This window comes from Roseivirga spongicola, from assembly GCF_034376045.1.
In the GTDB taxonomy this organism is placed as follows: Bacteria; Bacteroidota; Bacteroidia; order Cytophagales; family Cyclobacteriaceae; genus Roseivirga; species Roseivirga spongicola.
In genome coordinates this window covers 3,417,803-3,441,187 of record NZ_CP139724.1, presented here as the reverse complement: position 1 = coordinate 3,441,187, position 23,385 = coordinate 3,417,803, and the positions used below count along the sequence as shown (strand labels likewise).

The window sequence follows — 23,385 nt, the reverse complement described above, 5'->3', positions numbered from 1 at the left end:
TTTGGTGTTTGCTTAAAACAGTGAAATCTATATTCATGAAAAGAGCACAACACCTCCTACTCCTATTCTCACTGATTTTCATTCAAGGTTTATCCGCCCAAAGTATTGATGAACTCGTTCAAAAAACCAGTAAATCATTAATAAAAAACAAGGAATTCAGAGCTGTTTCTATTGGTATATATAAAGATGGAGAATCCTATATACACCACTTTGGCACACTACCCACGGGTCAATCTCCAAACAATGACACACGCTATGAACTTGGGTCTGTTACCAAAGTCTTTGCAGGCTACCTTGTAGCTCAGGCTGTGCTAGAAGGCAAAATTGAGCTAGATAAAGACATTCGAACCTATCTAACCGATGATTATCCCAACCTCTCCCTTGAAGGAACTCCCATTACTATCAAAGACTTAGTGACCCATACCGCAGGGCTTCCCCTTTTTATTAATTCGGAAGTGGCGAAGGCTTACCAAGGGCTTCAGCCTAATGTACCCGATGTAATCTTCGAATTTGAAAGGGAATACACAAAGGACAAATTTCTTGAGTCGCTTTACAATATTCAGTTGACAGAGAAGCCTGGAACAACCTACGCTTACTCCAATGCTGGTGCAGAGTTGATAGGAAACATCCTCAGCTCTGTTTACAACAAACCGCTAAATGAGCTTTATGACCAGTTTATATTGAATAAGGCTGAAATGAACCACACTTCCACCGAAATAGACAATGAACTAGCACAAGGCTATTGGATGAATAATACCGAAGCTTCCAAACTATCCGAGAACTTACTTTGGAACACTGGCACAGGCTTGAAGTCTTCCCTTCCGGATATGATGAAGTTTATCGCTTACAACCTAAGTGAAGATCCAATCATTAAAGAATCTCACCGTCTTCTCTATGAAAAGAAAACCCGATGGATGGGCTATTTCTGGAATATCTGGAAAGACAAGTACGGCACATCGTTCAATCATCACGGTGGCACAACTGGCACACAAAACTGGCTCTATATATTCCCGAAGTACGATTTAGGTATCTCAATTTTCGTGAACCACAGTGGCCCAAAAACTCCACAAAAACTGAATAAAGCGGCAAAGGCTATATTGAAGGAGTTGGCTTATTGAACGCCTATCATAAAACTATTTACATAGCTTGCATTAGCAGATCTGGACTAATTTGAGAAGACAATTTCACTGAATATTATGTTGATTTTTGATTAAATAGTTACATTCAATCTACTCAATGAACATCATTAGCAATGAACAGTAGAACGTGCCCTAACTGTAACCATAAATACCCTTTTAAAAAGTATTTAAAAGTTCTATTAAGACTTCAAGACACGCAGTTTGAATGTGAAAATTGCAAATCTACCTTAACGGTAAACCTTAGCAGGAGATTTGTACTAGCTCCGATAGCGTTCTTTCCAATATTGATTACTAGAACCTTTGTATCCTTCTTTAGCGAAACATTTCAAAGCCCTTCTTGGATCAGCTACTCCCTCTTTGGCGTTATTTTGCTTCTTTGGATATTCTCCGTTTACCAGTTTGACTCCTTTAAATTGACTGAAAAGCCTTCCTATTAAATAAGTCCTCACCCCCTTCTAAAACAGTTGATTTTGAATGTGTTAACCTCTGGTTGATTATATTCGCACATGGACGCTTTAGAAACTGCCAGAAGAGATCTCCACTCCTTTATTACTACTTTCAACATGTTAACTCCACAAGAGGTGGATACTATTGTTGATGGAACTAATATTCAGGCTTTTCCCAAAGGAACCATTCTTCTCAAAGAAGGGCAGATTTCAGATAAATGCTACTTCGTGCTGAAAGGTCTTATTCGCGAATATTACCTCAAGGATGGTGATGAAAAGACCACCGCCTTCTTTACAGAAAATGAGCCGGTCAACTCTTTTACCAGCAACAATAGCAAAAGTCCTTCAAGGTCTTATCTGGAGTGTATAGAAGACTGCATTCTCACAGTTGGCACCGATGATATTATTGAAGCCATGTGCAAAAAAGTGCCTCGGCTGGAAAATCTAATGCGAGTTGAGGTAGAGAAAAATGCAGGTAAGTTTCAAGATGAATACGCTGCCTTTATCATGTCATCTCCAGAAGAACGCTACGTTAGCCTGTTAGAAAAGAGACCCGGGCTTATGAACAGAGTGCCGCAACATCAGATTGCAAGCTTCCTTGGCGTAAAACCCGAGTCATTGAGCAGGATAAGAAAGAGATTACTCACTGCGAAGTGATTTTAACACTCGGCAACTCCCAACACTACATTTCCTCTCTTTCGCCCAGATTCCACATAAATATGTGCTTCACGAATCTGATCCATGCTATATCTTCTTTCTATCAGTATTTCCAGTTTGCCCAGCTGCTTCATCTTCACCAAACTTTTCAATAAGTCTTTGATGGTGTCTTTAGGAGCCATACCAGTAGCCGCAAATTTGGCTCTCTTTCTTCCTTCCCTATTGAACAGCGAAGCCCACAACAATGGCATAGAAAGTACCGGAGACATGTACAATCCTCCCTCTTTGAGCGCATTCTTACAGCTCTTGAAGGAATGTGCCCCAACAGTATCATAAATCACATCATAGGCAGACTCCAACTTCCTGAAATCCTTCTCCAGATAGTTGATTATATGGTCTGCACCCAGTGACTTCACATATTTCACATTCCTTCCGCTGCATACTCCTGTAGCTTCAGCACCCAAATTCTTCGCTATTTGAACAGCAGCAGATCCTAAGCTTCCTGAAGCCCCTACAATCAGCACTTTTTGGCCTGGCTTAACTTCTCCAATCAGTTTGAGAAAGTTAAGCGAAGTAACTGGGCCATCGCACATAGTACTGGCTTCTTCAAAGCTGATCTGCGCTGGCATCTGCATGATGATGTCATTTAAACCCACTGCTATGTACTCTGCATTGGTACTGAAGTTGGTGGTAGTTTCACCAAAGACACTATCTCCTACTTCAAAATCGGCTCTCTGGGCACCTACTTCCACCACTACACCGGCATAGCCTGTTCCGATAATTGGGTGCTTGCGTTTGAACAGTCCGAGTACCAAGCGCGCAAACCAGGGGTCACCTGCTCTCATTAGTGTGTCGGCATGTGTAATGCTGGCCACAGATGTCTTGACCAATACCTCTGTCGGTTTGATTTGTGGCTTAGGCACTTCCTTCACCTCCAAAATTTCCGGAGAGCCATAACCATTGGCTACTACCGCTTTCATTGTTGTTTTGAGCTTGTCCATTGGGCTTTTGTTGTTTTTGATACCCAAAAGTAGCGCAGCCCGAACGCCTGTGCATTGACTTAAGTTAAGAAGTGAAAATTCTAGAAGGAGTTGAAAGCATCACAGATCTAAACAGCTTATAAAAAAGCCCTGGAATAAGTTTATTCGACTCAGAAAACACTCACAGTCTAAATACAATCTTGAGTTTTCTGGAGAATGAGATAGTGCACTTTATACAGCACCAGTTGGTTGGCTATTGTGCACTTTTAGTAAATTATTGGAAATATATCGTGCACTGGAGTGCACGATACACAACGTTAGCAGCAACCTAAACACAGAAATCTCAAAGAAATATTTGAACTTATGAAACACCTTTCATATTTTTATTAAAGTACTTTCATAAATAATAAATATGTCAGATGTATTAAATGAATTGGGATATCTTGCCGGAGCTTCAAGATTTCGAAGAATAAGTGAAAAACTGCAACAAGATGGTGACAAGATTTATTCAGATGCCAACATACAATTTAAAGCAAGTTGGTTTTCTGTTTACTATGTCTTAGCTAAAACGAATTCACCACAAACTATCCTCGAAATTTCCAATCAAATCGACTTTTCTCACATTACGGTAAAAAATATTCTTCGAGAACTAAAAAAAGAAGAATTAGTCAATATTACGCCAAATCCGAATGATAAACGCTCAAAGTTGGTTGGACTAACAAAAAAGGGGAAAGAATTACAAATGGAACTTGAACCTTTATGGCTTTCATTTTCCAAAACGCTTAAAGAACTTTTCTCAATTGGACATCCAGATATGATTAATATTTTGGACAGATTGGATTGGGAAATCAATCACAAACCAATCAATGAACGCATACATCAACCCAAAGACGAATTTGTAAAAATCATTGACTATAAACCAAGTCTTAAAAAATATTTCTATGAATTGGCTGGACCTTGGCTGTTGAGTGTTTTGAATGGTGTATTAGAAGAAGATGATAAATTCACTTTGCATAATCCTGACAAGGCTTATTTAGAAAATGGCGGATTCCTCTTTTATGCCAAGTTTAAGGAAGAAATTGTTGGTTGTGTCGCCCTAAAACGATTGAATGAAGACACCTTTGAGTTTGCCAAACTATTCATCAATCCAAACTTTAGAAAACTTGGAATAGCAACAAAACTAATTGAACGCTGCATAAGTCGTTGTTTGGAAAATGACGCTACTGAATTATGGTTACAAACCACTATGAGTATGCCACAAGCACACAAATTATACTATAAACTTGGGTTTAATGACAGAAAAGCACCAACTCAAATGGATGTTTTAGAGAGAACTGAAAAAATTATGTGCTTGTCATTATGATACACATTATTGGTTATTCGGCTTTGGGAATTAATTTACTCTCAATGACAATGAAGAACATTCTAATGTTGAGAGTTCTATCATTGATTGCCAATATGATTTACATCGCTTATGGAATTTTATTAAATGCACCACCATTTATAATCGGTTGTGGAATAGCAGTTTTGATACACGGATTTCACATAATTAAAATTCAAAAATCAAAAAAGGCAGCTGCTAATAACGTGTATAAGCAATAGCGGTTTGAGTGCAAACTTGAACTGTTTTTAGTTTAAATAAAGTATATTGCTATCTGAAAAGTAGTTGGTTAAAATCCGCTTCAGCTCATATACAAGACCGTTACTCTAAACCTCCCCTAAATACTCATGCACAAACTTGATGGACATAGCGCCTTCTCCTACGGCTGAGGCTACTCTGTTCATGGCTCCTGCCCTAACATCTCCTGCGGCAAATATGCCTGGAGTGCTAGTTTCTAGTAAGAATGGCTCACGGGTTTTCTTCCAGATCTTCTTAAACTCATCGTCTTTCTGAACATCTCGTCCGGTAAGGATAAAACCTCTTTCGTTTTTGAAAATTTGATCGCCTGTCCAGCTAGTGTAAGGCCTTGCTCCTATGAAAATAAGTAGAGCACCTGCTGGTTTTTTCTCCACTTCATTGGTTTCTAGGTTCTTCAATGACACGCACTCAAGGTGAGTTTCGCCATGAGCCGCTTCTATCACCGAGCGAGGAACTAGGCTGATATTCTCCGTTCCCTTAATCTGGTCAATCAGGTAAGAGCTCATACTGCTAGTTAAGTCTGGCTTACGGATAACGATATAGACATTCTTGGCAAAGTTGCTCAAGTACATGGCCGCTTGGCCAGCTGAGTTACCACCTCCAACAATATATACATCCTTGTCTCTACAGGCGTGGGCTTCTGTAGTGGCAGCACCGTAGTAGATTCCTGCACCTGTGTAATTGTCAATTCCTGCGGCTTCCAGTTTTCTATACTGAACCCCAGTGGTAATAATCACCGATTTGGTGTGAATTTGCTCGCCATTTTCAAGAATTACCTTTTTATAATTGTCTTGAGTTTCTACCCCAACCACACTTTGTGGCGACAAAAACTCAATACCAAAGCGTTTGGCTTGGGTAATGGCCCTTTGCGTTAAATCAGCACCAGAAAGACCTTTCGGAAAGCCCAAGTAGTTTTCAATCCGTGAACTCGTTCCAGCCTGTCCACCAGGAGCATGTTTTTCAATCAAAAGCGTTTTCAACCCCTCTGAACCACCATAAACCGCTGCTGCCATTCCTGCAGGACCCGCTCCTATAATGGTGACATCGTACATTTTTTCAGCAGCCTTAGACCGAAGGCCAATCTTGGATCCTAACTCTACGGCAGAAGGGTTCTTCAGATGTGAACCATCTTCAAAGAACACTGCTGGCAAATGCTGATCGGTTACTTCGGCCAAGTCCATTAATTCTTTGGCTTCTGGCTCATTCATTACATCTAGCCATTGATAAGGAATGAGGTTTCCTGAAAGAAAGTCCTTCACCGCATGCGACTTTGGACTGTACTGGTAACCAACTACTCTAATACCTCTAAAAGCTGGAATATGATTGATTTGCCACTCATCTAGCAAATCGTTCAGGGTTGGGTAAAGTTTCTCTTCTGGTGGGTCCCAAGGCTTGTTCAAATAGTAATCTAATTGAACCTCGTTGATGGCCTTAATGGCAGCCTCAATATCTGAATAAGCAGTTAACAACACTCGCTTTGCGGCAGGATAAAGCTTTTTGGCTTGCTCTAAAAACTCCACTCCTGTCATTTCAGGCATTCGCTGATCAGACAAGAAAAGGGCAACATCTTCGCCTTTCTGCTTTAACTCTTTGAGTGCCTCTAGGCCCTCATTGGCAGAAGCCGTACTCATAATTCTATAGTCTGCTCTATACTGCTGTCTTAGATCTCTACGAATGGCTGCTAGTACCTGCTCGTCATCATCTACAGTAAAAATTATTGGTTGTTTGGCCATTTGAGTTTTTGGTGATTCTTAGTGCTTAAGTGGTAAGCAAATTTCAAAAGTTGTATTTCCGGGTTGCGACTGCAGCTTAATTGTGCCGTTATGGTTTTCGACAATCTGCTGCACGGTCTCTAGCCCTAGCCCTGTACCTTTTCCAATATCTTTAGTGGTAAAAAATGGTTCAAAAATTCTGTCTTGAATGTCTTTCGGAATTCCCTTACCCGTATCGCTAATATTAACCCTCACATTATCGCCAACCGTCTTAGTGGTTATGGTTAATGTACCACCCGCCTCTTCCATGGCATCGAGTGCGTTATCTATAATATTCGTCCAAACCTGATTGAGTTCACCTGGGCTAGCTGCCATTTTTGGCATATCTGTTTGCCAGTTTTCTTCAACCGTAACTTGGTTCTTTTTCACTTTATGATTTAAAATGGACAACGTTGTTCTCAAACCAATATGGATATCAGTAGGCTCATAATCGCCAGACCTGTCCATGTGAGAATACTCTTTCACGGAATTTACGAGTGTAGAGATTCGCTTTGAAGCATCTTTTATTTCCCCAACCATTTTTTCGGTGGTCAGCACATTGTCTACCCAAGTAAGCATAGATGGAAACTCCTTCTCGCCCATCTTTTCCTTAAGTCCATCTAAATCAGCAACATCAAATCGATAGTCTGCTAAAGTTTCAGCCAGCATATAGCAATCGCCATAACCATTATCTTCTAGCCAATCGGTGAGCTCGTCTTCACGGTCAGCTCTGGCAATCATAGATTCAGTTTTGTTGATTCCTTGCCTAAGCTTGCCAAACACCAGGTTATTCACAAAGTCTATCTGGTCATCTACAATTTCCATAGAGATCACCTTCTTCAATTTGTCGGGAACTGTGCCTAAGTGTTTTTCTAGAGACTCGGCACTTCTAACAATGGCAGCAGCTGGGTTATTGAGTTCGTGTGCTAAGCCTGCAGAAAGCTTGCCTAGCGCCATCAACTTCTCACTTTGGTGTTGAAAACGACTGAAATCTCTAACCCTATCGGTCATCAGGTGGACCAAGACAGCAGTTACCTCGTGGCACTCGCAAATGAGGTCGTAAAAATGATCTACCGAAAGGGTGAAGACCTTAGAATCGGTTACTGCAAAGGCGTGGCCCGTGGCCGATTGAGCTCTACTGTAAGGCAATGCACCAGAAACATCTCCGGTCTTAATTTGCGCCAACTCCTTAAACTGACCTGCCTGTTGAACTTTTAGTGAGAAGAGGCCATCGAGCATAATCAACAAACGATCAATAGAATCTCCCCTCTTAAAAATCTGTTCGCCAGCAGGTATTTCAACCAACTCTCCACGTTCTACAATCCATTCAATTTGTGAAATCGGCACTCCCTCAAGTACTGAAAATGAGGCAATTCTCTCAACTATCTCTTGGTGATTCATGATTGCAAAACCTGTTTTCATTTAATTTAGTTCTATGGTGCAGTTGTAAGGATATTTCTCTTGCCAATTGAAGGCTAAAACTTATTGGCTGAAGCTCTATTTCTTGCTTAACTCTTCAAACATCAATTCGGCAACTCTTTCAGAAGCTCCAGTGCCGCCAAGCTTCACCCGAAGGGCTTTATAATCTTCAAGAATCTGATCTCTTTTCGATCCGTTGAGAGTCAACATTAACTCTCTCACCAGCCTCTTTTCATTTAAATCTGACTCTATAAGTTCTTGCACTGCCATCTTATCCAAAATTATGTTGACCATGCAGATGTATTTTATACTCACTATCCTTTTCAAGATATGATAAGTGAAAAAGCCTGCCTTATAACAAACTACCTGTGGCACGTTGAAAAGAGCAGTCTCTAACGTGGCTGTTCCAGAAGTAACCAAAGCTGCTTTGGCGTTATTGAGAATATCATAAGTTGCCCCAAAGGCTACACGCACTCTACCCTTTGTAAACTGCTCATAGAGCTCTGAATCTATGGTCTCAGAACCAGCAATAATAAACTCATGATCAGGAAAATGAGGAATTACCTTAAGCATTCTAGAAAGGTTCCCGATTATCTCTTGCTTTCGGCTCCCAGGTAAAATGGCAATTAACGGTTTATCCGAAGCAAGCTCATACTTGCTATAAAACTCATCGCTTGGGAGTAAATCTTTTTGGCGAAGTTCAAGAGCATCTAGAATAGGGTGACCAACAAAATCTATATCATAGCCATAAGATTTGTAAAACGCAGGTTCAAAAGGTAGGATAGAAAAGATTCTATCTGTCCATTGGTGTATGGTATGAACTCGCTTTTTCTTCCAAGCCCAAGCTTGCGGAAGGATGTAATAGAATACCTTCGTTTTCAGGCCTTGTTGCTTTACATACTTAGCAATTCGGAGGTTGAAGCCAGAGTTATCGATGAGGATAAGAACATCGGGCTGAAACTCTTCAATGTCTTGCTCACAGAACCTGAAATTCTGCTTAATGGTCTTCAGGTTTTGAACTACCTGAAAAATACCCATAAATGAAGTCTCTTTAATGTGCTTAGCTAATTCTTGAGCTTCGACCTTCATTTTATCGCCTCCCCACACTCTGAAATAAGCATCTGAATCACGCTTTTTCAGTTCTTTCATCATGTTGGCCGCATGCATATCGCCAGAGGCCTCTCCTGCAATGATGTAGTATTTCATTTCCCGAATTCTGCTGCCAAGTTCATGGTTTGAGACAAATTATCAAATGGAAATCGAAACGTATATCATTTTGATACACACCTCCTATTATTCCACTTGCTAAATCTGCTTAAATTGGCTAATTAGGAAAGATATTCAAGTCATATACTAGACTGATCATAAGATTCATATTAATAGAAAATACTAACCCCTGCCCTAAAAGGTGATTAAATTCTAATCTCTCCCTTTAGGGAATAAAAGGGTAAAAATTCGAATCAAATCTTACGATCAATTCTAACTGTGGCAAATCACTATTCTTATGAAACATAAACTGACTTTCCTTTTCATTCTTACCATCATGGTTTCTTGCCAGCCTAAGCAAGAGGAAGAAACCAAAGCTGATTTTAATGTAGACTATGAAAAATTCGAACTAGACAACGGACTCGATGTAGTATTTCATGTTGACAGGTCCGATCCTGTGGTTGCAGTAGCCTTGACGGCTCATGTAGGCTCGGCTAGAGAAAAGGAAGGCAGAACAGGTTTTGCACACCTCTTTGAACACCTGCTCTTTTTAGAGTCAGAAAACCTAGGCAAAGGTGGTTTAGATAAGTTGAGCGCCAGAGTGGGTGGCTCAGGTGCTAATGGTTCAACTTCCAGAGATAGAACCAACTATTTTCAAACCGTTCCTAACGATGCCTTAGAAAAAATGCTCTGGGCTGAGGCCGATAAGCTTGGTTGGTTCATCAATACCGTAACGGATCCGGTTTTGGCCAAAGAAAAGCAAGTGGTGAAAAATGAAAAGCGTCAAAGTGTAGACAACCGCCCTTACGGCCATACTAGCTACGTTATTGACAAAAACCTCTACCCTGCCGATCACCCGTATAATTGGCAAGTAATTGGTTCTTTAGACGATTTGCAGGCAGCAACCCTTGCCGATGTTAAGGAATTCTTTAACCGTTGGTATGTACCCAATAATGTAACGCTAGTAGTTTCTGGAGATTTCGATGTAGAACAAGCCAAAGAATGGGTGCATAAGTATTTTGATGAAATTCCGAAGGGTGAAACAGTGGAAACCATGCAGCCAAGAGCTGGTGTAATTACAGAAAACATCAGGCTTTACCATGAAGATAATTTTGCCAGAGTACCAGAACTGACTTACACCTGGCCTACTGTTGAACAATATCATCCTGATAGCTATGCCCTAGATGTACTAGCGCAATACCTCTCAAGTGGCAAGAAAGCGCCATTTAGCCAAGTGCTTGTAGAAGACAAGAAATTAACCTCCAACGTAAGAATGTATAATAGAACCTCAGAGTTGGCCGGTCAATATCAGCTTTCTGTAAGGGCCTATTCAGATAAAGATTTAGACGAAGTAGCTAAAGCCATAGAAGAAGCTTTTGCCAAATTCGAGGCAGAAGGAATTTCGGAAAAAGACCTTAGCAGAATAAAAGCAGGGCAAGAAACAAGCTTTTATAATGGTCTTTCTAGTGTATTGGGCAAAGGATTTCAGTTAGCGCAGTACAATATTTTTGCTAACGATCCTGGCTTTATCAAGAAAGACATTGAGCGCATTTTAGCTGTAAGTACTGCCGATGTTAAAAGAGTGTATGAAAAGTACATCAAAGACAAAAACTTCATTGCTACCAGTTTTGTGCCTAGGGGCCAGAAAGACCTAGCTTTAGCTAACTCAGAGAAAGCTGAGGTGGTGGAAGAAGCTATTGTTCAAGGAGCAGAAGAAACATTCGATGCTTCAATTCAGGCAGAATATGAAAGAACGCCATCTTCTTTCGATAGGACTGTAGAGCCAGCTTATGGCAGTGCACCTGAAATTCAGATTCCTGAGGTATATGAGGCTACACTAAACAATGGCATTGAAATTTATGGTATTGAAAATGACGAAGTACCGTTGGTTCAAATCAATATGGTAATCGATGGCGGACAACTGATGGAAGATATGGATAAGCTTGGCGCAGCTAACCTTATGGCTTCTATCATGACTAAAGGAACGGCCAACAAAACACCAGAAGAATTAGAAGAAGCAATAGATCAGCTAGGTGCGAGAATTAGTGTTTTTGCCGGCAAGCAAAGCGTTAGAATTTCTGCCAATACCTTAGCCAGAAACTATGACGAAACACTTGCCCTTATGGAGGAAATTCTTCTACAACCGCGTTGGGATGAGAATGAATTTGAGCTTGCAAAGCAAAGCACTATCAGCCAGATTAGACAGCAAGAAGCTAACCCTAATGCCATTGCTAGCAACGCTTACGATATTCTAATTTATGGCAAAGATGACATTAGAGCGCAAAACACTTTAGGCACTATTGAGACTGTTTCCAACCTAACTATAGATGATCTAAAAGCTTATTACAATGCCAACATCTCTCCTTCAGTAACACGTTTACATGTTGTAGGCGATATATCTGAAAATGAATTAGTTAAATCTTTAAGTTCACTAGACAGTAAATGGGAAGCTAAGGAAGTTAAGCTACCAGAGTTAAGCCAACCGAAAGCGCCTACCGAATCGCAAGTATATTTCTATGATGTGCCAGGTGCAAAGCAGTCTGTATTGAATATAGGTTACCCAGCTATGCCTGCCACAGATGAAGACTACTACCCTGCTACGGTAATGAATTACATACTAGGCGGTGGAGGTTTTGCCTCTCAACTCACCCAAGAATTGCGAGAAGGAAAAGGGTATACTTATGGAGTTAGATCAGGTTTCTCTGGTAATGAATATGACGGTACTTTTACCATTAGCAGTGGAGTTAGAACCAACGTTACTTTAGAGTCTACTCAGTTGGTAAAAGAGATATTAGATAACCATGGCCCTGGATTTACAGAGAAAGATTTAGAAACCACTAAAGGCTTTTTAATTAAGAGTAATGCACGTGCTTTTGAAACAGCGGGTGCTAAACTCAATATGCTCGAAAACATTAGCCAATTTGAATTACCACATGACTATGTGAAAGACAGAGAAGCCATAGTGAGAGGCATGACGGTTGAAAAAATCAGACAATTATCTGAAAAATACCTCGATAAAAACAAGATGATTTGGTTAGTTGTGGGCGATGCAAAAACCCAACTAAATCGCATGAAACAACTTGGCTTTGGTGAGCCTACACTCATCAACGATATGACGGGACCGGAGAAATAGTTCTAGGTTGAAGGTTCAAAGTTTAAAGCTTCTACCATCTTTAAACTTTGAGCCTTTCAAATCAGAGCTTGGTTCTGAAGTTTTTATAATTCGTTAATGAACTAAGTCAAATTCATATGGCACTATAAAATAGCCACTGGAGTTGACACAGCCATTTTGAGGGATATTGTCTTCCGTACAGATGGCATAATAGCCTGACAAGGCTAGATACGTATTTCAAAAGATGGTCAGAGCACGACAGAACTTCTTTAGGGAGTGATTCAGCATAGCATAAACACACCATGAATTATGAAAGTTGAACTTTAAACTTCAAACTTTGAACCTGAAACTTATGGGTGTACCTTTGGCGTTTAGTTAAAAAAATCAGCTAATATGCTCAAAATTGGGGTTCTAGGGGCCGGTCATCTCGGCAAAATTCACATCAAATGCATCAAAGATATTTCAGAATATGAGCTTGTAGGTTTCTACGATGCCCTGCCTGAAAATGCCCATGCAGTAGCCGAAGAGTTTGGCATTCAATCTTTTGAAACCATCGAATCCTTAATTGAGGCAGTAGATGTTGTAGATATTGTAACACCTACCCTTTCGCACTTCCATTGTGCCGAAAAGGCACTCAAAGCAGGCAAGCACGTTTTCATTGAGAAACCCGTTACCAACACGCTGGAAGAAGCTGAAGAACTGATCAGGCTATCGAAAGAACATGGCCTGAAAATTCAAGTGGGTCATGTAGAAAGATTTAACCCAGCTTTTGTGGCTGCTCAAAGCCATCTAAAGCAACCTATGTTTATTGAGACGCACAGACTCGCGCAGTTCAACCCCAGAGGTTTAGACGTGCCTGTGGTTTTGGATTTAATGATTCATGATATAGACGTTATTCTAAAAGCAGTTGGCTCAAAGGTCGAAAAGGTTTCAGCTAGTGGAGTAAATGTGGTGGCAGATACTCCAGATATTGCCAATGCACGTTTGGAGTTTGCCAATGGCTGTGTAGCCAACCTGACCACCAGCCGAATAGCAGTGAAAAACATGCGTAAATCACGTTTCTTTCAAAGAGATGCTTACATAGCCGTAGACTTTTTAGAGAAGAAATCTGAAATAGTAAGAATGAAAGATGCTACAGGCGAAGAAGGCCCATTTTCTATGGTGTTAGACCTTGGTGAGGACAAAGGCAAAAAGGAAATCATCTTCGAAAATCCAAAGGTTAATCCAACCAATGCCATAAGAGAAGAGCTTTTTACTTTCCACGAAGCAATCATTAACGATCAACAACCTATTGTAACTATAGAAGATGGCTATGAAGCCTTAAAAGTGGCTCATCAAATTCTGGAAGAGATTCAGAAAAACCTTGAAAAGATAGGTTAGTTATTAAAACAGCCATCTCTTAATTAATCGAACTAAAACTCATCAATATGGATAACAGAAGATTATTACCCATTATCATCATATCAGTAATTGCTCTAATAGTGGTTATTGGACTTTCGTCTAGTATTTTCTATACCATTCAGGCCAATGAAAGAGCCGTACTCTTTAAGAAGTTCTCTGGCGGCCTAGATAAAGAAAATGTCATACAACCAGGTTTCCACATGAAGGCACCATGGAACGACCTCATCACTTTTGATGTAGCAGAAAGCAAGGCCGAAGAAACCATGGACGTGCTAGACAAAAACGGATTGAGTATTCAGGTTGATGTATCAGTAAGGTTCTACCCAAAATTCGATAGAATTGGTCACATCTATGAAAGGTTCAGACTTGGCTACATCAATACGCTTGTAGTACCAGAAGTAAGATCTACTGTGCGTCAGGTAATGGGTAGGTTTACTGCTGAAGAAATCTTCTCTACCAAAAGAGCTGAAGTTGAAACTGCAATAAGAACTGAAACTGCCAATGTGTTGGGTAATGAAACCAATAATGTTGAAATGACTGCCCTGCTTATTCGTTCCATCATTCTTCCAGAGAAAATTAAGCAGGCTATTGAGAACAAATTACAGCAAGAACAAGAGGCTTTGGCTTATCAATACAGATTAGATAAAGAAAAATCTGAAGCCGAGAGAAAGAAGATTGCAGCCGAGGGTGAAGCACAGGCCAACAGAATTGTCAATAGCAGTTTAACACCGAACTTATTGAAAATGAGAGGTATTGAAGCGACTCTAAAATTAGCTGAATCTCAGAATTCAAAAGTGGTGGTTATTGGACAAGGCGAAGGCGGTTTACCATTAATATTGGGCAATAATTAAAATATCTTCAGTCTGTAGAACAAGAATTTTTTTTCATTGTTAATTAGAGTAAATTCGCTCACTCATTCGAGCCGCAGAAAAAATAAGTTAACTCAAACCTAGAAATGTCTAATACAGCAGAAATTAAAGTTGACGGGAAGTCTTTCGAACTTCCAGTAGTAGAAGGAACAGAAAATGAAAAAGCGATTGATATCTCTTCTTTAAGAGGTTCTAGCGGAGTAATTACCATTGACCCAGGTTTCAAAAATACCGGTTCAACCACTAGTGCCATTACTTTCCTTGATGGAGAAAAAGGAATCTTAAGATACAGAGGTTATTCAATTGAAGATCTTGCAGAGAAGTCTACTTTCCTTGAAGTAGCCTACTTACTCATTTATGGCGAATTACCTGACACTGAAACTTACAACAAGTTTGTATCGGATATTACCAACCACACGTTGGTACATGAAGATGTAAAGAAGATCTTAGAAGGTTTCCCTTCTACAGCTCACCCTATGGGAGTTCTTTCTTCATTGGTTTGTGCACAAACGGCCTTCTACCCTGCTTCTCTAGATCCAAATAGAGCGGCTACTGAGGTAGACATGAGCATTATCCGTTTGATTGCTAAAATGCCAACTTTCGCAGCTTGGTCTTATAAAAATCAAATCGGACACCCAGTAAACTACCCGGATAACAAATTAGATTACTGTGGCAACTTCTTGAAAATGATGTTTGCTAACCCAGCAGAGGCTTACGAAGTAGACCCTGTGGTTGCAAATGCACTAGATAAATTATTGATTCTTCACGCAGATCACGAGCAAAACTGCTCTACTTCTACTGTAAGAATTGTGGGTTCATCTCACGCTAGCTTATACGCTTCTATCTCAGGTGGTATTAATGCCCTATGGGGACCATTGCATGGTGGTGCTAACCAAGCGGTTATTGAGATGTTGGAGAACATCAGAAAAGATGGTGGAGATACTAAGAAGTGGATGGCTAAAGCGAAAGACAAGAACGATCCGTTCCGTCTAATGGGCTTCGGACATAGAGTTTACAAAAACTTCGACCCAAGAGCTAAAATCATCAAAAAGGCAGCTGACGATGTGTTAGAGAAGCTTGGTGTTCAAGATCCCGTATTGGATATTGCTAAAGGCTTGGAAGAAGAGGCATTGAACGATCAGTACTTTGTAGATAGAAAGCTCTACCCTAACGTAGACTTCTACTCAGGCATTATTTACAGAGCATTAGGTATTCCTACCGACATGTTCACCGTAATGTTCGCTATGGGTCGTCTACCTGGCTGGATTGCTCAGTGGAAAGAAATGAGAGAGAACAAAGAGCCTATCGGAAGACCAAGACAGGTTTACACTGGTGCTAATTTGAGACCTTACGTTTCTTTAAGTGAGAGATAAGCTCTACTGAAACATGATATTTTTAAACCCGTCTTTTTTTGACGGGTTTTTTTGTACACCATTGTTTGTTAATTTATTGATTCTGCCAGCCGACCTTGGCCTATTATAGGTCGAACATTGTAAAGGATTTATTTAATATGGATAAGACATTTCAAAACATTGAGCTATCATTCCTTAAGATAGAAGACTATCAGGAATTGAAGGCTGCCATGATCAGTGCTTATTCTAGTATGCCAGATGCATATTGGAAAGAACATCATATTCAGTCTCTACTCAATAAATTTCCGGAAGGGCAAATTGTGGTGAAAGTAAATGGAGAGATTGCCGGGTGCGCGCTATCCATTATGGTAAAGTCTAAGAGCTTCAAAGAACAACACACTTTCAAGCAGGTTACAGGAAATTATACTTTCAGCACCCATAGCTCCAATGGAGACCTTCTATATGGTATTGAAGTATTCATTCTACCTAAGTTTAGAGGCATGCGCATTGGCCGTAGAATGTATGACTACCGTAAAGACCTTTGCGAGCGGTTGAACCTTAAAGGAATAGTGTTTGGTGGCAGAATTCCTAACTACCATAAGCATGTAGACGAATTAAGCCCTAAAGAATACATTGAAAGGGTTAGGTTGAAGGAGATTCACGATCCGGTATTGAATTTTCAACTTTCTAACGACTTCCACCCTGTTTCTATCTTGAAAGGTTATTTGGAAGGTGATGAAGCAAGTGGAGAATTTGCTGTATTGCTCAGATGGGACAATATCTACTATGAGCCACCATCAAAAAGTGCCAAGATCACTAAAACGGTTGTTCGTTTGGGTATAGTGCAATGGCAAATGCGTTCTTACTCAGGGCTTCAAGAGTTACTTCAGAGTGCGGAGTACTTTATAGATGCATTGAGCGGTTATAAAAGTGATTTTGCCCTGTTTCCTGAGTTTTTCAACGCTCCGTTAATGGCAGAGTTCAACCACTTGGGCGAAGCCGATGCCATCAGAAAGCTAGCAGAATTTACGCCTGATATTGTCGAGCAATTTTCTCATTTAGCAGTTTCATATAACATCAATATTATTGCTGGCAGTATGCCTGAAGTGGTAGATGACAAACTCTATAATGTTGGCTATCTCTGTAAACGTGACGGAAAAATTGATCGTTACGAAAAGCTGCATGCTACACCTGATGAGAAAAAGGTTTGGGCAATGAGCGGAGGTTCAAAAATACAGACATTTGATACTGACTGCGGAAAGATTGGGATTCTAATCTGCTACGATGTTGAGTTCCCTGAACTTTCTCGTTTGCTTGCTGATGATGGCATGGATATACTATTCGTTCCTTTCCTAACTGATACACAGAATGGATATTCTAGAGTGAGACATTGTGCTCAAGCTAGGGCCATAGAAAATGAGTGTTATGTTGCCATTGCTGGTAGTGTGGGCAACCTACCAAATGTTCATAATATGGATATTCAGTATGCACAATCTATGGTGTTTACTCCTTGCGACTTCCAGTTCCCTACAAATGGAATTAAAGCAGAAGCAACACCAAACACCGAAATGATTGTAATTGCCGATGTTGATGTTGATTTATTGACCGAACTGCACAATGTTGGCAGTGTTAAAAATCTAAAAGACAGAAGAACCGATATATTTAGTTTAACGAAGAAGTAGTCTGCTTTTAACGGTAAAATGAAGGCTACCTTGTAGGCCACAATAGCAATTCACCCAAAAGTATGAGTTCGATTATTCGCAATTTCTCCTTCTTCACAAGCTTAAAAAATTGAGACAATGAACTGGAAAAAAGGACGTGGCAAACTCGGAATTTTCGAACCACTTATGGGTGAATGGATTGCTGAGGAAAATAGTGACGACAGACCGAAGCTTAGCTGTAAAAGAAAATTTACCAAAACGCTTCAAGGTAAGTATGTAGAATTACGTGCTCATTGGAAGTCTGATAACCTTGATTATGAAGACCTTACCCTATTTGGAGTAAACAGAGATAAAGAGGTCAACTTCTGGTCTTTTCAATCGGATGGTAAGCAAGCCCTTGGGCATTTGGCCACTGCAGAAGACATTCACCCAGAAGCTTTATGTTTTGAAGCACAAATGCCAGGCGGATATGCACGACAAGTCTATTGGCCAGATGAACATGAAGGTTTTCATTGGGTAGTCGAGTCGAAGACTAAAAAAGGCTGGAATCGCTTCGTGCATCATCATTATTTACCTTTTTCGTAATACAGTCTTAACCTAAACTGTAAAGAATAGTACTCACTTTTTTAACTCAATCCTTACCTTTGCGAAAAGGCATAAAAATGATTGATAAGAATAATCCTTGGCACAAGGTTCCGGTTGGTGAAGATGCCCCAGATATTGTAAATGGCATTATAGAAATTCCTCAAAATACACGAGCAAAGTATGAGCTAGATAAGGAAACTGGCTTGCTCAAAATGGATAGAGTAATTTACTCTAGCATGTATTATCCACATAACTATGGTTTCATTCCTCAAACATACTGTGACGACAATGATCCCTTAGATATTTTGGTTTTATCGCAGATCTCTATTGTTCCAATGTGTTTGGTTGAAGCAAAAGTTATTGGTGTAATGCGCATGTTAGATGGTGGTGAAATGGACGATAAAATTATAGCTGTAGCTAACAATGACATGTCTGTTAAACACTTCAATGATATTTCGGAACTTCCTGCACACTATATTAAAGAGATGAGAAACTTCTTTGAAGACTATAAGAAGTTAGAGAACAAAACAGTAGCTGTAGAAGAATTCCAAGATGCTCAAACGGCTAAAGACATTATTAGAAAGAGTATCGCAGACTACAACAAGAAGTTTCAGTAACAAATAATTGATTCGATATAAGGCTGTTAGATATTCAGATCTAACAGTCTTTTTTATGCACTAAACCTTGATAATCAGGTGTTATTAGTGAACTGTAACACCTGGCTAACCAAAAAATATTTGTCCAAATTTTCAATTAAGACTATCTTCTTGCTCTAAAAACAGAGCTCATGGACAAGCGTACTTTTCTGAAAAACCTGATGGGTGCCTCTTTGGCAACTACTCCATTCTTTCGAGAAATACGGAAGCTCTCAGATCACTATGCTTGTCAAAGTGAGGCAGAATTTGCACAGAACGAAGATTTCTGGGCCAAGATTAGACAAGATTATCTGCTTAAACCCGAATATATTAATCTGGAAAACGGCTATTACTGCATGCTGCCACAGCCAACTTTGGAGCGGTATTTAGAAAGAATTCGAGAAGTAAACTACCATGCCTCCTATTATATGCGTACCGTGCAATGGGAAAACAAAGCCAAATCTGCTGAGGCATTGGCTAAGCTGGCGCATTGTAAGAGCGATGAACTGATCATTACCAGAAATACTACGGAGTCTTTAGACACAATCATCCAGGGCTTTCCTTGGAAGCGTGGTGATGAAGCAGTTATGGCCAATCAAGACTATGGTGCCATGCTGAACATGTTTAAGCAGGTACAATCTAGACAAGGCATTGTATTAAAGGCAATAGACATTCCGATGAACCCATCTAGAGATGAGGTGATTGTTGACGCATACAGAAAAGCCATTACACCAAAAACCAGACTATTAATGGTTTGCCATATGGTGAATATTACTGGTCATATTCTTCCTATCAGAAAAATTTGTGAGATGGCGCACAGCATGGGAGTTGAAGTAATGGTTGATGGAGCCCATGCCTTTGCACATCTAGACTTTAATATCAAGGAGCTAAACTGCGATTACTATGGTACGAGTTTGCACAAATGGCTGAGTGTTCCTCTTGGTGCTGGTTTTCTATATATCAAGAAAGAACATATTGATAAAACTTGGCCACTGATTGCTGAAGGCAAAACCCAGCCTGGTGAAATCAGAAAACTTAACCATACTGGTACTCACCCAGTAGCCACCGACCTAACTATTATGGACGCCATTGAATACCATAATATGATAGGCATCGAACGGAAAGAAGCCCGGTTGAGGTATCTTCAAAACTATTGGGTTGATAAAGTAAGAGGCATAGAAAACGTTGTGCTCAATACTCCTACTGATAAAAGTCGATCGTGCGCTATTGCTAATGTAGGAATCAAAGGGATGAAGCCTTCTGAAATGGCTCGATCGCTAATGAATGATCACAATATATGGACAGTAGCTATCGATGGTGTGGGTGTTCATGGCTGCAGAATAACCCCGAACTTATATACAACTACAGAGGAACTAGACAGATTTGTAGAAACCATTAAAGAGATGGTTTAGGTCTTAACGAACCAACTTAATAGTACCTTTCTTAGAGTAGAAAACCTGCTTATTGTCTATTAAACCTGAATAAACAATCTTATAAGGATATTGCCCAGAAGGCCATTCTCCGCTACTATTACTTCCATCCCACACCTCGTTAAAATCCTTAGTATAAAAGATTTGACCGCCCCATTTATCGAAGATGTATAACTCATAAGAATAAAGGCCTCTTGCCATTATTTCGAAAGTATCGTTTATACCGTCACCATTGGGAGAAAAAGCATTAGGAACACTTACTACAGGTTTACACTCGTTTAATACCTGAACAAATGCTCTATTAGTGCATTCGCCTTTTGACACTTCAACCCAATATTCCCCAACTTGATTGACATATATTTCTTTACTAGTTTCTCCAGTAGACCATGTAAAACTAGGACTCTGAGCGGTTGACTCAGGAATGAGTACTATAGTATCGAATCCATCGCAAAGGGTTCGTGTATCTACGAGTGATAGCTCGAACTGTGGGTCTACCTGCAAGTTTACGGTATCGGAAGTTTGACTTATACAACCATCTGACACAACGTTGAGCCAGTACTTTCCAGTTTTACTAACAGTGATTTCCCTATCTGTCATTCCATTAGACCAAAGATTACCTGTTGCCTGAGAGGAGCGCAAGACTATCTGTTCACCTTCGCATATTACAGTAGACCCGATAACCGAAACAACCGGCTTATCGGGAACAGGTTTAATCACTACCTCAACATCTTCAGACACAATACCTTCACCACATTCAGAAACCTGAACTACATTGTAAACACCTGCCTCCTCTACTACCAAGCTATCTCCTTGCTCTCCGTTAGACCATAACATGCCTCCCTTTAAAGAAGAATAGAGAGTTACAGATTCACCAAAACATAGCGTGGTAGATGCTGAACTAGTAATGATTGGTTGAACGGTTGGCTGAAAAACAATAACCCTGACGGTATCAGAATTTTCACTTTCACAGCCAGATGGAGAAACTTGTTTTACCCAATATTCACCTGGTTCTGTGACAATAATGCTTTTAGAGTTTTCACCGTTAGACCAAATATTATTAGAATCTATACTTGAAATAAGCTCTACAGAATCCCCTTCACAAATCTCAACTACCTCATCACTTACATTTAGTTTAGGTGTTTCTGGTGTGCTTCCTCGGCTTACGAAAATCTTTGCTTCACTAAAAAAACCACATAAATCAGTAACTCTGAGCGTAATATCGGTTTGCCAGTCTTGTGAACCTACATATTCTATTATGACTTTACCTATATCCTCATGTATACTTAACCGTACATTACTGCTTTTCAGAAATGTGTTATCACTGATATCAATATTATATTCAAGGGAGTTAACATCTTCATCAGAAACCCTAAAAGGTATTTCAATTCGCTCCTGATCACAGGAAATATGTTCTTCTTCATAATCGAATATTCTAGGTATTTCATTCTGATAATTAGCTACAAAATAATCTCCTGTTCCATCTGTATTTGTAAGCACGAGTTCATCGCTACCATCTTCACTATTTCCTAGATCTAATGTATTGAAGAACTGTCCATAAATAAAGTAAGAACCACAAATGGGAGAATTAACCACTCCCATATTCATTTCAACCCTGGTATTTCCTCTTCTCTTTACAATTCTTCTTTGACTGTAATCTCCGGTAACAAGGAATTCTAGAAACCCAAAGTATTGTTGATTTCTGTTGAACGTTTCCTCCTCATATATTTGATCACTACCACTATCGCTATAGGCCACATTAATTGGTCCATCGGAGCTAAAAATGAGAACAGGCATTGTTAAATTGCCCATGCCATTTAGGTCTAAATATTTGTCGAAATCCATCTGTCTTTCTACCAATACCCTGTCCATAGATGAAGCTCTTTCAACATCACCATCTTCATTGAAAATTATGAGATGGGTTAAATAACCCTCTAAGTCTGCACCTCTAGAGAATACATCTTCTGCTCCTATAATTTCAGGACTTTCTCCTTCAACATACTCATGAAAGCTAGTCTGGAAAGCTACTTTCCCATCTGGAAGGACCACAGGGTTGGATGTATCGGCTTGATAATAAGCCAAAGATCTAGACCAAACTAAATCCAAATTGGAATCTAACTTTACTAAAATTCCATTGGATCTGTTATTCTTAAAGTTCAAGTTGGTGCCTAGGCTTGTGGTTTCATTTAAGTTAGCGTAACCTGTTAAATAAATGTCGCCAGAGGGAGCCTGAGCCAAGCCATGCAATAAGAAGGATCGCACACCGAAATTAGCTCTATTCTGTGTATGAGCAGAAAATGACTTTTCCTTTACTTTCTGCCAGTTTGAATCAAAAAAGGCTAAATTTTCTCGTAAGTAAAGTTCATCTTCCAGATCGTCCACAACATTACCCTCCACCCCATACAGAAAGGCAAAACCGTTATCGTTGGTTAAGTGAAACTGGAAGAACCCCTCGTATACTTTACCTTCTGTTGAAAGCACAGTAGGTTCTAAAAAATTGCCTTGTGAATTGATTTTTAATATAAGAATGGCACCAGCACTTTCTGTTGTTCCACTAAAAACTTGCCCATCAATGCTTAAAAATGGATTTCCCTCCCCGGTAAAGACCAAGTAACCAGAACCTTCAGAATTAAACCTCATGGTTCTGTAAGTCATTCTAGTGGAGATAAGCTTTGAAAAAACTACTTCCCCCTTAGAGTTTATTTTAAGCAAATTCAACCCTTCACCTAATGAAACTGTCCCCTTAGAGTCGAAATAGGATCCGTCTTTATAATCTACTATTAAATAGAAATCTCCATTAATATCAGATTCCCCATCGATAAAATTAGATACCGTACCAAGGTTATCAGTTGGTGCTACATTATACCAATTTAATGACTGCCCTTTTGATGATTGATTCATCAAGATAAAAATGAACAGACACAATATGGTGGCTTTGGGTAGCAAAAGAGTTATTTAATTAACGCAAAATTGAGCATAAAGAACAATCTTATACAAAACCACCTGTAGCACAATTTGTTAACCATCCATATCTGAAGTGCTCACCCCATTACCTTTTTACAGGGAGCTACCCTAGCTATCTATTATTTTAGCTTAAGCGTGAATG

General features: G+C 39.8%; 17 protein-coding genes. 12 read left to right on the top strand and 5 right to left on the bottom strand.

Annotated elements, in window-relative coordinates; genetic code table 11:
* Positions 1-35: 35 nt before the first annotated feature.
* The 3 genes from T7867_RS15420 (at position 36) to T7867_RS15415 (ending at position 2,242) form a co-directional block, all read left to right on the top strand.
* The gene (locus T7867_RS15420) at positions 36-1,118 is read left to right on the top strand and encodes a serine hydrolase domain-containing protein (protein WP_068222433.1); all 1,083 of its coding nucleotides are present in this window, start codon (positions 36-38) and stop codon (positions 1,116-1,118) included.
* Between the two features lie 134 nt (positions 1,119-1,252).
* Positions 1,253-1,576, top strand: a complete 324-nt coding sequence (locus tag T7867_RS19700; RefSeq protein WP_157717667.1) for a TIGR04104 family putative zinc finger protein — start codon at positions 1,253-1,255, stop codon at positions 1,574-1,576.
* A gap of 69 nt (positions 1,577-1,645) precedes the next feature.
* Positions 1,646-2,242, top strand: a complete 597-nt coding sequence (locus tag T7867_RS15415; protein WP_084375706.1) for a Crp/Fnr family transcriptional regulator — start codon at positions 1,646-1,648, stop codon at positions 2,240-2,242.
* Between the two features lie 2 nt (positions 2,243-2,244).
* Here the strand turns inward: T7867_RS15415 and T7867_RS15410 are convergent, their stop codons facing one another.
* Positions 2,245-3,243, bottom strand: a complete 999-nt coding sequence (locus tag T7867_RS15410) for an NAD(P)-dependent alcohol dehydrogenase (protein WP_245660248.1) — start codon at positions 3,241-3,243, stop codon at positions 2,245-2,247.
* A 391-nt stretch (positions 3,244-3,634) separates the two neighbouring features.
* On the opposite strand from T7867_RS15410, the gene T7867_RS15405 reads away from it, so the two are divergent.
* A complete protein-coding gene (locus T7867_RS15405) occupies positions 3,635-4,585 on the top strand; it encodes a bifunctional helix-turn-helix transcriptional regulator/GNAT family N-acetyltransferase (RefSeq protein WP_068222436.1) in 951 nt (316 codons plus the stop codon).
* A gap of 344 nt (positions 4,586-4,929) precedes the next feature.
* Here the strand turns inward: T7867_RS15405 and T7867_RS15400 are convergent, their stop codons facing one another.
* From T7867_RS15400 to lpxB, 3 genes are all read right to left on the bottom strand, one after another.
* Positions 4,930-6,594, bottom strand: a complete 1,665-nt coding sequence (locus tag T7867_RS15400) for a response regulator (protein ID WP_068222441.1) — start codon at positions 6,592-6,594, stop codon at positions 4,930-4,932.
* 18 nt (positions 6,595-6,612) lie between these two features.
* The gene (locus T7867_RS15395) at positions 6,613-8,034 is read right to left on the bottom strand and encodes an ATP-binding protein (protein WP_068222444.1); all 1,422 of its coding nucleotides are present in this window, start codon (positions 8,032-8,034) and stop codon (positions 6,613-6,615) included.
* 75 nt (positions 8,035-8,109) lie between these two features.
* Entirely contained in the window at positions 8,110-9,237 is a 1,128-nt protein-coding gene (gene lpxB / locus T7867_RS15390; RefSeq protein WP_068222447.1) for a lipid-A-disaccharide synthase, read from the bottom strand.
* Between the two features lie 298 nt (positions 9,238-9,535).
* Here lpxB and T7867_RS15385 point away from each other — a divergent pair, with 298 nt between their 5' ends.
* The 8 genes from T7867_RS15385 (at position 9,536) to T7867_RS15350 (ending at position 20,264) form a co-directional block, all read left to right on the top strand.
* Positions 9,536-12,370, top strand: a complete 2,835-nt coding sequence (locus T7867_RS15385) for a M16 family metallopeptidase (RefSeq protein ID WP_068222450.1) — start codon at positions 9,536-9,538, stop codon at positions 12,368-12,370.
* A 372-nt stretch (positions 12,371-12,742) separates the two neighbouring features.
* On the top strand, positions 12,743-13,729 hold the full coding sequence (locus T7867_RS15380; protein WP_068222453.1) for a Gfo/Idh/MocA family protein: 987 nt from the start codon (positions 12,743-12,745) through the stop codon (positions 13,727-13,729).
* 47 nt (positions 13,730-13,776) lie between these two features.
* The gene (locus T7867_RS15375) at positions 13,777-14,601 is read left to right on the top strand and encodes a prohibitin family protein (protein ID WP_068222458.1); all 825 of its coding nucleotides are present in this window, start codon (positions 13,777-13,779) and stop codon (positions 14,599-14,601) included.
* Between the two features lie 104 nt (positions 14,602-14,705).
* Positions 14,706-15,992, top strand: a complete 1,287-nt coding sequence (locus T7867_RS15370) for a citrate synthase (protein ID WP_068222461.1) — start codon at positions 14,706-14,708, stop codon at positions 15,990-15,992.
* A gap of 137 nt (positions 15,993-16,129) precedes the next feature.
* Positions 16,130-17,653: a carbon-nitrogen hydrolase family protein gene (locus T7867_RS15365; RefSeq protein WP_068222463.1), complete on the top strand. Its 1,524-nt coding sequence runs from the start codon at positions 16,130-16,132 to the stop codon at positions 17,651-17,653.
* Between the two features lie 117 nt (positions 17,654-17,770).
* Entirely contained in the window at positions 17,771-18,217 is a 447-nt protein-coding gene (locus T7867_RS15360) for a hypothetical protein (protein ID WP_068222468.1), read from the top strand.
* A gap of 77 nt (positions 18,218-18,294) precedes the next feature.
* Positions 18,295-18,834, top strand: a complete 540-nt coding sequence (locus T7867_RS15355; protein WP_068222472.1) for an inorganic diphosphatase — start codon at positions 18,295-18,297, stop codon at positions 18,832-18,834.
* A 170-nt stretch (positions 18,835-19,004) separates the two neighbouring features.
* Entirely contained in the window at positions 19,005-20,264 is a 1,260-nt protein-coding gene (locus T7867_RS15350) for an aminotransferase class V-fold PLP-dependent enzyme (RefSeq protein ID WP_068222476.1), read from the top strand.
* 3 nt (positions 20,265-20,267) lie between these two features.
* Here T7867_RS15350 and T7867_RS15345 read toward each other — a convergent pair whose 3' ends face one another.
* Positions 20,268-23,180 (bottom strand): T9SS type B sorting domain-containing protein, encoded by a 2,913-nt coding sequence (locus T7867_RS15345; RefSeq protein ID WP_068222478.1) that lies wholly within the window; start codon positions 23,178-23,180, stop codon positions 20,268-20,270.
* Between the last annotated feature and the right edge of the window lie 205 nt (positions 23,181-23,385).

Excerpts from the sequence above, each read along its gene's own strand:
- T7867_RS15395 (WP_068222444.1), bottom strand. The coding sequence starts at position 8,034 with ATGAAAACAGGTTTTGCAATCATGAATCACCAAGAGATAGTTGAGAGA.
- T7867_RS15405 (WP_068222436.1), top strand. The coding sequence starts at position 3,635 with ATGTCAGATGTATTAAATGAATTGGGATATCTTGCCGGAGCTTCAAGA.
- T7867_RS15400 (WP_068222441.1), bottom strand. The coding sequence starts at position 6,594 with ATGGCCAAACAACCAATAATTTTTACTGTAGATGATGACGAGCAGGTA.
- T7867_RS15375 (WP_068222458.1), top strand. The coding sequence starts at position 13,777 with ATGGATAACAGAAGATTATTACCCATTATCATCATATCAGTAATTGCT.
- T7867_RS19700 (WP_157717667.1), top strand. The coding sequence starts at position 1,253 with ATGAACAGTAGAACGTGCCCTAACTGTAACCATAAATACCCTTTTAAA.
- T7867_RS15360 (WP_068222468.1), top strand. The coding sequence starts at position 17,771 with ATGAACTGGAAAAAAGGACGTGGCAAACTCGGAATTTTCGAACCACTT.
- T7867_RS15350 (WP_068222476.1), top strand. The coding sequence starts at position 19,005 with ATGGACAAGCGTACTTTTCTGAAAAACCTGATGGGTGCCTCTTTGGCA.
- T7867_RS15345 (WP_068222478.1), bottom strand. The coding sequence starts at position 23,180 with ATGAATCAATCATCAAAAGGGCAGTCATTAAATTGGTATAATGTAGCA.
- T7867_RS15365 (WP_068222463.1), top strand. The coding sequence starts at position 16,130 with ATGGATAAGACATTTCAAAACATTGAGCTATCATTCCTTAAGATAGAA.
- T7867_RS15380 (WP_068222453.1), top strand. The coding sequence starts at position 12,743 with ATGCTCAAAATTGGGGTTCTAGGGGCCGGTCATCTCGGCAAAATTCAC.
- T7867_RS15385 (WP_068222450.1), top strand. The coding sequence starts at position 9,536 with ATGAAACATAAACTGACTTTCCTTTTCATTCTTACCATCATGGTTTCT.
- T7867_RS15410 (WP_245660248.1), bottom strand. The coding sequence starts at position 3,243 with ATGGACAAGCTCAAAACAACAATGAAAGCGGTAGTAGCCAATGGTTAT.
- T7867_RS15415 (WP_084375706.1), top strand. The coding sequence starts at position 1,646 with ATGGACGCTTTAGAAACTGCCAGAAGAGATCTCCACTCCTTTATTACT.
- lpxB (WP_068222447.1), bottom strand. The coding sequence starts at position 9,237 with ATGAAATACTACATCATTGCAGGAGAGGCCTCTGGCGATATGCATGCG.
- T7867_RS15370 (WP_068222461.1), top strand. The coding sequence starts at position 14,706 with ATGTCTAATACAGCAGAAATTAAAGTTGACGGGAAGTCTTTCGAACTT.
- T7867_RS15355 (WP_068222472.1), top strand. The coding sequence starts at position 18,295 with ATGATTGATAAGAATAATCCTTGGCACAAGGTTCCGGTTGGTGAAGAT.
- T7867_RS15420 (WP_068222433.1), top strand. The coding sequence starts at position 36 with ATGAAAAGAGCACAACACCTCCTACTCCTATTCTCACTGATTTTCATT.